Consider the following 11,970-nt stretch of genomic DNA (forward strand, 5'->3'; position numbering starts at 1 on the left):
TTAATTAAGATGTTTCGTAATGTCAATTATTTTACCTTCAACGGCCGTCGCTGCGGCAACTAAGGGACTTGCAAGAATTGTTCGAGAACCTTGTCCTTGTCTTCCTTCAAAATTTCGGTTAGAGGTAGATACACAATATTCGCCCTGCGGAATTTTGTCATCATTCATTGCTAAACATGCAGAACAACCAGGTTGTCTTAATTCAAAACCAGCTGCATTAAAAACTTCTTTTAAGCCTTCTTTTATAATTTGGGCCTCCACTTGTTTACTACCTGGAACTAACCAAGCAGTTACATTTGCTGCTTTTTGTTTCCCTTTTATAAAGTTTGCGGCTACTCTAAAATCTTCAATTCTAGAATTGGTGCAACTCCCTATAAAAACGAAGTTAATGGGTTTGTTTATCAAGCTTTCTCCAGCTTCAAAATTCATGTATTCTAAGGATTTTTTAAATGAAGCATTCGTTTCTAAAGGTATTTTCCCGGTAATTTTTATCCCCATTCCTGGATTCGTTCCATAGGTGATCATAGGGGCTATGTCTTCTGCGTCAAAAAAGTATTCTTTGTCAAAAGTAGCGCCTTCGTCTGTTGGGAGTGTTTTCCAATAAGCTACTTTTTTATTGAACCCTTCGTCTTTTGGAGCAAATTCTCTTCCCTTTACATAGTCAAAAGTAGTTTTGTCTGGAGCAATCATACCGCCTCGCGCGCCCATTTCGATACTCATATTACAAACCGTCATTCTTCCTTCCATACTCATGTCTTCAAATACATTTCCGGCATATTCGCAAAAATAGCCAGTTCCAGAATTGGTGCCTAATTTAGAAATAATGTATAGTATAACGTCTTTAGGTAAAACGCCTTTTTTCAAAGAGCCATTCACCGAGACTCTTAAGCTCTTTGGTTTAGACAATAACAAACATTGACTTGCAAAAACTTGTGCTACTTGACTCGTACCTATGCCAAATGCAATAGTACCAAATGCACCATGGGTTGAGGTGTGACTATCTCCACAAACCATCGTCATTCCTGGTTGGGTAATCCCTAATTCTGGTGCCATTACATGTACAATACCGTTGTATTTGTGGCCTAGTTCGTATAGGGTTATATTATTTTTTTTGCAATTTGAAGACAATTTGGCTAATTGATCTCTAGAAAGCAAGTCTGCAATGGGCAAATGTTGATTTTTTGTTGGTGTGTTATGATCTGCGGTTGCAATAATTTGATTGGGTCTAAAAACAGGTATTTTACGATCTTCTAATTCATTAAAAGCCTGTGGACTGGTTACTTCATGTATTAAATGCTGGTCGATATAAAGAACTTGTGGGCCATTTTCTATGGTGTCTACCACGTGCGAATCCCAAACTTTGTCGAATAGTGTTTTCTTCATCTAGGCAGAAATTATTTGTTGATACACATTACTAGTTTCAATGATTTGATGAATGTCTACATCATTAATTTCTTTCTTCTTATCGGCAAAAGTTAGAAAGCTAGCATAAATCTCATCTAATTGAAGTTTGGTTAATTCGTAACCTATGTTTTTTGATCGATATGCTAAGGCGGCCCTACCACTTCTCGCGGTTAATACAATTGCAGAGTCTGTTACACCAACATCTTTAGGATTGATGATTTCGTATGTTTCGCGATTTTTAATAACACCATCTTGGTGAATTCCAGCGCTATGTGCAAAGGCATTTGCGCCAACGATTGCCTTGTTTGGTTGTGTGTAAATACCCATGCTATCAGACACTAATTGACTCATTCCGTAAAGCATTTCAGTTTTAATATTAGTGTCTAGATTTAAGTAAGGATGTTGTTTTAAAATCATTACCACCTCTTCTAAAGCCGTGTTTCCAGCTCGTTCACCAATCCCGTTAATAGTGCATTCAATTTGTCTAGCTCCATTTATTACGCCCTCAATAGAGTTTGCAGTGGCCAACCCTAAATCATTATGGCAATGACAAGATAAAATTGCTTTTTCTATGCCTTTTACATTTTCTTTTAAATATTTAATTTTTGCGCCATATTCGCTTGGCAAACAATATCCGGTAGTATCTGGAATATTTAGAACGGTTGCCCCGGCTTTTATGGCAGCTTCGCAAACTCTAGCTAAATATTCATTTTCTGTCCTTCCCGCATCTTCCGCATAAAACTCAACATCTTCGACAAATGACTTCGCATATCTTACAGCGTTGTAAGCGCGTTCTATTATCGCGGCTCTGTTCGATTTAAATTTATGAATAATATGAGAGTCGGAGGTGCCGATTCCTGTGTGTATTCGAGGCTTTTTGGAATATTTTAATGCCTCTGCAGCAACTTTAATATCGTTCTCTACAGATCTGGTTAAACCACAAACGGTAGCGTTTTTTATTATTTTAGAAATTTCTTGGACAGACTTAAAGTCACCTGGGCTGGAGACGGGAAACCCTGCTTCGATAACATCCACTCCAAGATTATCCAGTTGTTCTGCGATAATAACCTTTTGCGCTGTGTTTAGTTTGCAGCCAGGAACTTGCTCACCATCGCGAAGTGTTGTATCAAAGATTTGAATATGGTTATTTGACATTTATAAATTTTTAGTTTAGTATTGTCTAGTAAAAATATACCTTGAATTTATCTTGATAGATGACTTCTCTTTGATTTTACGACGTTCAAAGTCAAATACATATTATAAATAACTATAAATAAGTAGTTTAGATCTATTTTAACGTGATGATGAAAGCCCAGAAAGATAATTTATTTTCCCTCGTAAAGTCCTTGACTAAATCTGAAAAGAGGCAGTTTAAGTTGTATGTTGGTAGACTCGGAGTTAATTCTGATTCTAAGTTCTTGAAGCTTTTTAACTTATTTGATAAGGCAAAAGAGTATAATGAAGCTTCTATTTTAAAAAGCGGTATTGTTAAAAAGCAGCAAATTGCGAATGTAAAAGCACATTTATACAGGCAAATATTAATAAGTTTAAAATTAAATCCTTCTCACCAAGACGTGCGATTGCAAATTAGGGAACAGTTAGATTTTGCTTCCATTTTGTACCATAAAGGATTGTATAAACAAAGTTTAAAAATACTAGATAAGGCAAAAGACTTAGCAATTGCCAATGAAGAAAAAAACATTGCCTTTGAGATTATTGAGTTTGAAAAAATTATTGAGGCACAGTACATAACAAGAAGCATAAGCACAAGAGCAGATGAGCTAGTAATCCAGGCAAAAGAGATAAGTGCTTTAAACGTTATTGCTAGTAAATTATCTAATTTGTCACTGCAACTCTATAGTATAATTTTAAAAACAGGATATGTTAAAAACGAAGAAGAAGGCCGTCTAGTAACCGAGTATTTTAACAAAAGACTACCAAAATTTGATATTAGAAAATTAGGTTTTAGAGAAAAACTATGGTTTTATCAAGCCCATTTATGGTATAGTTTTTTTCTACAAGACTTTTTAAATTGCTATAAGCATGCTTCAAAATGGGTGGACTTGTTTGATCAAAATCCAAACATGATATATTTAAATCCAGTGTTTTTCTTGAAAGGAAATAACTATTTGCTAGAGTCTATTTACTTTATTAGAAATAAACCAAAATTTATTTTAAAGCTAACTGAATTTCAAACAACTGTTAGCGATCCAAAATTTCCAAAAGGCGAAAATGTAGCAACCTTAGTGTTTCTCTACACAAATTTTCATAGTATAAACAAGTACTTTATCGATGGTAGTTTTACGGAAGGTTTAGCGCTCATTCCACAAATTGAAAAAGAGTTAATCCCGTTCTCTAATAAAATAGATGAGCACCATAAAATGGTGTTTTATTTCAAGTTTGCAAGCATGCATTTTGGAGCAGGAAATAATAAAGAATGTATTGCATATCTAGATAAAATTATTTCAAATAAAACACTTTCAATGCGAGAAGATTTGTTGTGTTTTTCGCGGGTATTAAATCTTATAGCGCATTATGAAGCTGGACTTGATTACCATATAGAGGCCCTGCTTCGCAGTACTTATAAATTTTTAATTAAAATGAATGATCTCCATGAGGTTCAACTGGAGATGATGAAATTTATACGGGGTTTACAGTATATATATCCTCACGAAATCAAGGATGCATTCAAGAAATTACTGTTGACACTCAAGTCTTTTGAAGACCATCCATACGAGCGTCGGGCATTTTTATATCTAGACATAATCTCATGGCTAGAAAGTAAAATTGACAAAAAACCTATCGCTCAAGTGATCAACGAGAAGTATTTAGAAAAATATACATAATTATAGAAATATGTAAAACGGCCGCTCCCTTTTTTTGATAAGTATACCACAAACAAGACTGCTGTCGCAAGAAATTTGTAGCGTACTATTTATTTATTAATAATGGCAAACTTTAAGTATTCCAGCGAGATAGATTGTTTTGAACAACAGACATTGTCTTTTTTTTAAACGAGGTTTATAAGCACGGTTTTTTATTTCTGAAATATTCAATTCATACTGCCGCTAGCATATAATGAATTATTCCCTTCGTATATTTGTAATATGAACGAACACCTAGATCCAACCGAAGAACATTTAACCCCGCAAGATGTAGAAGTTGAAAAGCAACTTAGGCCACTCTCTTTTGATGATTTTACAGGTCAGGATCAAGCCTTAGAAAATTTGCAAATTTTTGTTCAAGCGGCAAATCAGAGAGGTGAAGCCTTAGACCATACTTTATTTCACGGGCCTCCGGGTCTAGGAAAAACAACCCTAGCGCACATTCTTGCTAATGAGCTAAATGTTGGGATAAAAGTAACTTCGGGACCTGTACTAGATAAGCCCGGAGATCTTGCCGGATTACTTACCAATCTCGAAGAAAGGGATGTATTGTTCATAGATGAAATTCATAGACTCAGTCCTATTGTTGAAGAATACTTATACTCAGCAATGGAAGATTATAAAATAGATATTATGATTGAGTCTGGTCCAAATGCACGTACCGTTCAAATTCATTTATCGCCTTTTACATTGGTGGGAGCAACTACAAGATCCGGGCTATTAACGGCTCCTATGCGAGCTCGTTTTGGGATTGCATCAAGACTTCAATATTATACAACTGAGTTATTAACTACCATTGTTCAGCGAAGTTCGATTATTTTGGGAGTGCCAATTACTATGGAAGCTGCAATAGAAATTGCTGGACGAAGCAGAGGAACCCCCAGAATTGCCAATGCATTGTTGCGCAGAGTTCGTGATTTTGCGCAAATAAAAGGAGATGGAAATATAGATATTGAAATGGCTAAGTATTCACTCAAAGCATTAAATGTTGATGCACACGGTCTGGATGAAATGGATAATAAAATCCTCACCACAATTATCGATAAATTTAAAGGAGGTCCTGTAGGTATTTCGACTATTGCCACAGCAGTTTCTGAAAGTCCCGAAACTATTGAGGAGGTTTATGAGCCTTTTTTGATTCAGCAAGGTTTTATTATGAGAACTCCACGCGGAAGAGAAGTTACAGAGGCGGCATATAAACATTTAGGAAAAATTAAAAGTCCAACCCAAGGTGGATTATTTTAAATATGACAAAAAGCACATCAAAAATTCCGGAAGTTTCATTACTGAAATTTTTAAAACATTCAATTGATATATTAAAGAATCCACTACCTTTTCACAGCACAAATTTTGAAGAAAAAGGAGATACGTTTCGGTTAAATATCGGTTTTAAAGAATCTGTTGTTTTTAGTCGTGATGCTGGATTTCTTCAATATGCACTTCAAAAAAACCAACGCAACTATACAAAATCGCCCATCCAAACAGTGGATGTTGCAAAATATATAGGCAAAGGTCTCCTTACATCAGAGGGAGAATTATGGCAACGGCAGCGCAAGCTAATCCAGCCAGCGTTTCATAAAAAACAGTTGGCATTATTGATGAATAAAATTCAAGATGCTATTACTTCTGAAATATTAAAGATCAAAACTGGAGTGCCGTTTGATGTTTTTCCACTCTTTAATGATCTTGCTTTTCAGACGGTAGCCAAGGCACTTTTTAGCGGTGCCATTACAAATGAACAGGTAACCGAGCTGCAAGATATTACTGAAAATGGACAAAAAATGCTAGTTCGTGAATTACGACAGCCATACCTTAATTGGTATTTTAAATTGAGCGGGAAAATTGAAGCAGCAGTAGATAGGTCAAAAGAAGGTCGCGAAATTGTACGCGAGTTAATCAATGACCGTCGCAACAGTTCAATAAAAGAAGATGATTTGTTGGATATGTTACTGGATGCCAGATACGAAGATGGCGAGGCCATGGAAGATGAGCAATTAATAGACGAAATATTAATACTCTTTACTGCAGGCCACGAAACAACTTCGAACGCGCTATCTTTTACAACCCAGCTCATTGCCAAACATCCTAAAGTCCAAGAAAAAATTAGTGCTGAAATTAATACAGCAAAAGAACTGGCTAATGGCGATCAAATGACATTTTTAAAAGAAACGCCTTATACAAAAAATGTAATAGAAGAAGCCATGCGAATTTACCCGCCAGCTTACTTTATAGACCGAATAAATTTTCAGGATGATGAATTTAATGAAATGGTCATTCCAAAAGGTACCAACCTATTATTTTCGGTAATTGAAATTCAAAATGACGAACGGTTTTGGAAACAGCCTGATATGTTTGACCCAACGAGATTTTCAAGAATGCAAGCAAAGGATTATTCGGGTTATTATTTCCCCTTTGGCGCAGGACCAAGAATGTGTATTGGGAATAACTTCGCGATGTATGAAATGGTCTTGGCAATTGCAACCTTGCTTGAGAATTTCAATATAAAACAAAAAACAACGCCCATAGAAATTACACCATTAATAACGTTGAAACCTAAGAATGCTTTTTTGGAGTTTGAGAGAAAATAAGTTTGACTTGAACCGAATCGCGTTTTTAATTGCATATATAAACATCCACACCCAACCAATCCTTCAAAGGGGAGGAGTGAAATGTCTCCTTTAATGGAGAATTTAGGTGGATGTTCTCAAGAATTGAAAAACAAAACTAAAAATACCACCCTAATAAAAACTGAAGCTGCCCGCCTCGGCTTCCTGTCTTGTGGTATTAGCAAAGCAGGCTTTCTCGAAGAAGAAGCGCCAAGATTAGAAGCTTGGCTTAACAAAAATATGCACGGAGAAATGGCCTATATGGAAAACCATTTTGACAAACGCTTGGATCCAACCAAATTGGTTGAAGGCTCCAAAAGTGTGATTTCCCTATTGCTAAATTATTACCCTGAAGAACAACAACGAGAGGATAGTTTCAAAATTTCGAAATACGCCTTCGGGACAGATTATCATTTTGTAATCAAAGAAAAACTCAGAGGATTACTCCACTTTATTCAAGAAGAAATTGGCGATGTTCATGGCCGGGCGTTTGTGGATTCAGCTCCCGTTTTGGACAAAGCTTGGGCAGCAAAAAGTGGTTTAGGATGGATTGGGAAACACAGTAACCTATTGACCCAAAAGGTGGGGTCTTTTTATTTTATTGCAGAGCTCATTGTTGATTTAGATCTAGACTATGATCATCCTGTAACAGATCACTGTGGCAGCTGCACAGCCTGCATAGACGCTTGCCCTACTCAAGCCATCGTTAATCCTTACATAGTGGATGGTAGCAAATGTATAAGCTATGCTACGATAGAGTTAAAAAACAGCATCCCAGCCTCTTTTAGCAACCATATGGAAGACTGGATGTTTGGTTGTGACGTGTGTCAAGATGTTTGCCCTTGGAATCGTTTTAGCAAATCTCACAAAGAACCACTCTTTAATCCACATCCAGAATTACTTTCAAAATCTAAGAAGGAATGGGAAGAAATTACCAAAGAAGTCTTCAACGAAATTTTCAAGAAAAGCCCAGTAAAGCGAACCAAATATGAAGGGTTAAAGAGAAATATTGATTTTTTAAGTCGCGAAGAATAATTTTTAAATAACGTGTTAGTCTTTTAAAATTTAAAATCGTGACAAATCCCAAAGAGTAGCTGACGTAGTTACAATTATTTTCAACCTTTCATTAATAACAACTTCTTGTATTGGAGAGGATTACGCTACACTCATTGCGGAAATGATCGACCCGGTCGGTGTTAATGGGATAGGAGATTTTACGGAAACAACAGAGGGTAACGTATTTGTAGCAACAGATATTTCTGCACTTGATTCGTCTTCAGAAAATGAATTTACTGTTTTAGCTAACGATTCTGCTAATTACTCACTTGCCTTGTCAATTCGGCTTGATGTGGTAGAACGATCTTATCCATTTAGTGATTTGATATAATGTGTTTTTATTAATGAAACTTTAGGGACTAAGGTTGCAGGACACGAATCAGGAAAATTAAAAATAACTAGGAATGATCCTGCTGCAACTGTTTTAATAGGTAGTTTCCAATTAACGACAAAGCTAAGTACACCAATCGTGGCTGTTGTTATCATTACAAACGGTTCTTTTAATTTTAATTATTAGCCAAATATCTTTTCAGCTTGAAGGAAGGACCTCTTTTTATAAAGTAGGTGTTTTTTTATTTTTGCTTGTGAAAAATTTAAGAGGTACCCAACTTCAAAATTAAGTACCTTTGTTAGTAAAGTTTACTAATTATCCTCACCTATGAGCAAACAATCAAAACGTCGTGAAGCATTGCTATATCACGCAAAACCGAAACCTGGTAAAATCGAGGTTGTTCCTACAAAGAAATATGCAACACAACGGGATTTATCACTGGCATATTCTCCAGGAGTTGCAGAGCCTTGTTTAGAAATCGTAAAAAATATAGAGAACGTTTATAAATATACCTCAAAAGGAAACCTCGTCGCCGTAATAAGCAATGGTACGGCTGTTCTTGGACTAGGAAATATAGGGCCTGAAGCATCAAAGCCTGTGATGGAAGGTAAAGGACTCCTCTTTAAAATTTTTGCAGATATTGATGTTTTTGATATTGAAGTAGGAACTGAAGATGTAGACGCTTTTATTGAAACCGTTAAAAATATAGCGCCAACTTTTGGTGGAATTAATCTCGAAGACATCAAAGCACCCGAAGCTTTTGAGATTGAACGTCGCCTAAAAGAGGAGTTAAATATTCCTGTTATGCATGATGATCAGCACGGTACGGCGATTATTTCTGCTGCGGCATTATTGAATGCTTTGGAGATAACAAAAAAGAAAATAGACAAAGTAAAAATAGTTATTAGTGGTGCAGGAGCGGCTGCAGTTTCGTGCACCCGATTGTACAAAGCGTTTGGAGCAAAAGATGCCAATATTGTAATGTTAGATAGTAAAGGAGTCATTCGAAAAGACAGAGACAACCTTACTAAGGAGAAAGCTGAGTTTGCAACGGTAAGAAAAATAGACTCCTTAGAGGAAGCAATGAAAAATGCGGATGTATTTGTGGGACTTTCTATTGCAAATATCGTAACTCCAAAAATGTTGGAGTCTATGGCAAAACGTCCTATTGTTTTTGCGATGGCAAACCCAGATCCAGAAATTGAATATGAACTTGCCGTTAAGACCCGTGATGATATTATTATGGCAACCGGCCGCAGTGATCATCCTAACCAAGTAAACAATGTACTTGGATTCCCGTTTATATTCAGAGGAGCACTGGATGTTCGTTCTACAAAGATTAACGAAGCTATGAAGATGGCAGCGGTCAAAGCACTGGCAGATTTAGCTAAAGAGCCTGTGCCAGAGCAAGTAAATATTGCTTATGGCGAAACAAAATTAGTTTTTGGCACTGATTACATCATCCCTAAACCATTTGATCCGAGACTTATTTCTACCGTGCCACCTGCAGTTGCAAAAGCAGCTATGGATAGTGGAGTTGCAACAGAACCTATTCAAGACTGGCAAAAATATATTGAAGAGCTTAACGAGCGTATGGGTAGTGATAATAAAATAATCCGCTTGCTTACAAGCCGTGCAAAGCGAAACCCAAAGAGAATCGTCTTTGCTGAGGCAGATCATCTGAATGTTTTAAAAGCTGCTCAAATTGTACATGAAGAAGGTATTGGGACTCCAATTTTGTTAGGAAGAAAAGAGGTTATCGAAGAATTGATGCAGCAAATAGAGTTTGATGAGGAATTAGAAATTATAGATCCAAAGAGCGACGACCAGGCACCTACGTTAAGAAAATATGCACAAAAACATTTTGAAAACAGGAAACGCAGTGGTGTGACACTTTTTGATGCAGAAAAATTAATGAGGGAGCGTAATTATTTTGCTTCAATGATGGTGAATGAAGGAGATGCAGATGCAATGATTTCTGGATATTCACGAGCATATCCTAGTGTAGTAAGGCCAGTTCTAGAGACGATTGGGAGATTTGACGGGGTTAATAAAGTAGCAACAACAAACTTAATGCTCACTAAAAGAGGGCCTTTATTTATTAGTGATACCTCCATTAACATAGATCCTACTGCAAAAGAACTTGCTAAGATTGCGCAAATGACCAACTATACTATGAAAATGTTTGGTTTAACACCTGTAATTGCCATGATTAGTTATGCCAATTTTGGTTCTTCCAAAGATCCTCACGCAACAAAAGTAAGAGAGGCGGTGGCGTATCTTCATAGAACAAATCCAGATATGCATATTGACGGCGAATTACAAACAGATTTTGCGCTTAATGCTGAAATGCTTCAAAGTAAATTTCCATTTTCTAAGCTTGCGGGAAAAAAGGTAAATGCCTTAATTTTCCCTAATTTGGATTCAGCAAACAGCACCTATAAATTATTGAAAGAATTAAACGAAACAGAATCTATTGGTCCAATAATGTTAGGGATGCGCAAAGCTGTCCATATTATGCAGTTGGGAGCAAGTGTTGAAGAAATAGTGAATATGGCCGCCGTCGCTGTTGTAGATGCGCAACAAAAGGAAAAACGAGAGAAGTAGTAGGCAGTGGTGTTTATAATGTGCGGTTGATCTAAAAAATTTTAACAATTTTTTAGATCAACCGTTAATAGCCTTTTACCCTAGCAGCAGGATATTTATAATGATTTAGAAGATGTTTACCCGCGTTTAGGGAAAGTTGGATTTCGAGAAAATTTGAATGAAAAGACCAAATTTTAAACCGAAATTCAGAAGGTGTGTTTTCCCATACAATAAAATCTTTTAATAGGTGATACGGGCAATCTGGTCCATAACTTTCTTCACCAAAAACTATTACATAAATTTTATCCTTCAACATTTTTTTCGGTAATGCTCCGAGTAATAGTTCTTTTCAGCATTGTCAATAGGACGCCATTTTTTCAAGCCAAATTTTTTAACTGCAAAAAACAGCTGTCAAGCATAATATTTCGTAATTCTCAATCCATAATTACGTATTAATTTTCCGTGGTGTAGCCCAATTAATTATATTATATTTGGCGTCGTTAACATTTATTTAAGGAATGATCACTCACTTGCAAGGTAGACTTGTTGAAAAGACCCCCACAGATGTAGTAATAGACTGCAATGGGGTAGGTTATTTTGTGAATATTTCCCTGCATACATTTTCACAACTTCCATCAGGTGAAAATGTAAAATTGTTTACCCATCTACAAGTTCGTGAAGATGCTCACATCCTTTATGGATTTAGCGGTGTTGCAGAACGTGAAATTTTTAGACTGCTTATTTCAGTTTCGGGGATTGGTGCAAGTATTGCGAGGACGATGTTGTCTTCCTTGAGCCCTCAACAAATCACCGAAGCCATTGCTGGAAGTGATGTGGCTACCATTCAATCTGTAAAAGGAATAGGGGCAAAGACGGCACAAAGAGTATTACTAGATTTAAAAGACAAAATAATTAAAGTATACGGCTTGGAGTCTATTTCTGAACTTTCAAGCAATACGAATAAAAATGAAGCGTTATCTGCTTTAGAGACCTTAGGTTTTACACGTAAACAGGCTGAAAAAGTTTGTGATACTATCGTGAAGCAAAACCCAGAAGCGTCTGTCGAAGAGATTATAAAGGAAGCTTTAAAAAAATTATAAGT

11 protein-coding genes are annotated in these 11,970 nt (G+C 36.3%); 7 read left to right on the top strand and 4 right to left on the bottom strand.

Annotated features, from left to right (window positions below; genetic code table 11):
• Both leuC and ABXT67_RS07075 read right to left on the bottom strand, forming a co-directional pair.
• Entirely contained in the window at window positions 1–1,383 is a 1,383-nt protein-coding gene (gene leuC / locus ABXT67_RS07070) for a 3-isopropylmalate dehydratase large subunit (RefSeq protein WP_415376568.1), read from the bottom strand.
• Window positions 1,384–2,559 (bottom strand): 2-isopropylmalate synthase, encoded by a 1,176-nt coding sequence (locus tag ABXT67_RS07075; RefSeq protein WP_415376569.1) that lies wholly within the window; start codon window positions 2,557–2,559, stop codon window positions 1,384–1,386.
• A 146-nt stretch (window positions 2,560–2,705) separates the two neighbouring features.
• Here ABXT67_RS07075 and ABXT67_RS07080 point away from each other — a divergent pair, with 146 nt between their 5' ends.
• The 5 genes from ABXT67_RS07080 (at window position 2,706) to ABXT67_RS07100 (ending at window position 8,282) form a co-directional block, all read left to right on the top strand.
• Window positions 2,706–4,250, top strand: a complete 1,545-nt coding sequence (locus ABXT67_RS07080; protein ID WP_415376570.1) for a hypothetical protein — start codon at window positions 2,706–2,708, stop codon at window positions 4,248–4,250.
• Between the two features lie 261 nt (window positions 4,251–4,511).
• Window positions 4,512–5,534, top strand: a complete 1,023-nt coding sequence (gene ruvB / locus ABXT67_RS07085; protein ID WP_415376571.1) for a Holliday junction branch migration DNA helicase RuvB — start codon at window positions 4,512–4,514, stop codon at window positions 5,532–5,534.
• Window positions 5,535–5,536: 2 nt separating this feature from the next.
• Window positions 5,537–6,877, top strand: coding sequence for a cytochrome P450 (locus ABXT67_RS07090; protein ID WP_415376572.1), 1,341 nt, complete (start codon window positions 5,537–5,539; stop codon window positions 6,875–6,877).
• A gap of 93 nt (window positions 6,878–6,970) precedes the next feature.
• The gene (queG, locus tag ABXT67_RS07095; RefSeq protein WP_415376573.1) at window positions 6,971–7,930 is read left to right on the top strand and encodes a tRNA epoxyqueuosine(34) reductase QueG; all 960 of its coding nucleotides are present in this window, start codon (window positions 6,971–6,973) and stop codon (window positions 7,928–7,930) included.
• Window positions 7,931–8,072: 142 nt separating this feature from the next.
• The gene (locus ABXT67_RS07100; protein ID WP_415376574.1) at window positions 8,073–8,282 is read left to right on the top strand and encodes a hypothetical protein; all 210 of its coding nucleotides are present in this window, start codon (window positions 8,073–8,075) and stop codon (window positions 8,280–8,282) included.
• On the opposite strand, the gene ABXT67_RS07105 is transcribed toward ABXT67_RS07100, so the two are convergent.
• Window positions 8,258–8,437, bottom strand: coding sequence for a hypothetical protein (locus ABXT67_RS07105; protein WP_415376575.1), 180 nt, complete (start codon window positions 8,435–8,437; stop codon window positions 8,258–8,260). The genes ABXT67_RS07100 and ABXT67_RS07105 overlap by 25 nt on opposite strands.
• 172 nt (window positions 8,438–8,609) lie before the next feature.
• On the opposite strand from ABXT67_RS07105, the gene ABXT67_RS07110 reads away from it, so the two are divergent.
• On the top strand, window positions 8,610–10,889 hold the full coding sequence (locus ABXT67_RS07110) for an NADP-dependent malic enzyme (RefSeq protein ID WP_415376576.1): 2,280 nt from the start codon (window positions 8,610–8,612) through the stop codon (window positions 10,887–10,889).
• Window positions 10,890–10,953: 64 nt separating this feature from the next.
• Here ABXT67_RS07110 and ABXT67_RS07115 read toward each other — a convergent pair whose 3' ends face one another.
• On the bottom strand, window positions 10,954–11,184 hold the full coding sequence (locus ABXT67_RS07115) for a hypothetical protein (protein ID WP_415376577.1): 231 nt from the start codon (window positions 11,182–11,184) through the stop codon (window positions 10,954–10,956).
• A gap of 202 nt (window positions 11,185–11,386) precedes the next feature.
• Here ABXT67_RS07115 and ruvA point away from each other — a divergent pair, with 202 nt between their 5' ends.
• Window positions 11,387–11,968, top strand: a complete 582-nt coding sequence (gene ruvA, locus ABXT67_RS07120) for a Holliday junction branch migration protein RuvA (RefSeq protein ID WP_415376578.1) — start codon at window positions 11,387–11,389, stop codon at window positions 11,966–11,968.
• Window positions 11,969–11,970: the final 2 nt, after the last annotated feature.

The sequence above is a fragment of the Patiriisocius sp. Uisw_017 genome (genome assembly GCF_047731265.1).
Taxonomy (GTDB): Bacteria; Bacteroidota; Bacteroidia; order Flavobacteriales; family Flavobacteriaceae; genus Patiriisocius.

Bases quoted from the DNA above. Each gene is read 5' to 3' on its own strand.
- ABXT67_RS07110 (WP_415376576.1), top strand. From the start codon at position 8,610: ATGAGCAAACAATCAAAACGTCGTGAAGCATTGCTATATCACGCAAAA.
- ruvB (WP_415376571.1), top strand. From the start codon at position 4,512: ATGAACGAACACCTAGATCCAACCGAAGAACATTTAACCCCGCAAGAT.
- ruvA (WP_415376578.1), top strand. From the start codon at position 11,387: ATGATCACTCACTTGCAAGGTAGACTTGTTGAAAAGACCCCCACAGAT.
- ABXT67_RS07090 (WP_415376572.1), top strand. From the start codon at position 5,537: ATGACAAAAAGCACATCAAAAATTCCGGAAGTTTCATTACTGAAATTT.
- ABXT67_RS07075 (WP_415376569.1), bottom strand. From the start codon at position 2,559: ATGTCAAATAACCATATTCAAATCTTTGATACAACACTTCGCGATGGT.
- ABXT67_RS07115 (WP_415376577.1), bottom strand. From the start codon at position 11,184: ATGTTGAAGGATAAAATTTATGTAATAGTTTTTGGTGAAGAAAGTTAT.
- ABXT67_RS07080 (WP_415376570.1), top strand. From the start codon at position 2,706: ATGATGAAAGCCCAGAAAGATAATTTATTTTCCCTCGTAAAGTCCTTG.
- queG (WP_415376573.1), top strand. From the start codon at position 6,971: ATGGAGAATTTAGGTGGATGTTCTCAAGAATTGAAAAACAAAACTAAA.
- ABXT67_RS07100 (WP_415376574.1), top strand. From the start codon at position 8,073: ATGATCGACCCGGTCGGTGTTAATGGGATAGGAGATTTTACGGAAACA.
- ABXT67_RS07105 (WP_415376575.1), bottom strand. From the start codon at position 8,437: ATGATAACAACAGCCACGATTGGTGTACTTAGCTTTGTCGTTAATTGG.
- leuC (WP_415376568.1), bottom strand. From the start codon at position 1,383: ATGAAGAAAACACTATTCGACAAAGTTTGGGATTCGCACGTGGTAGAC.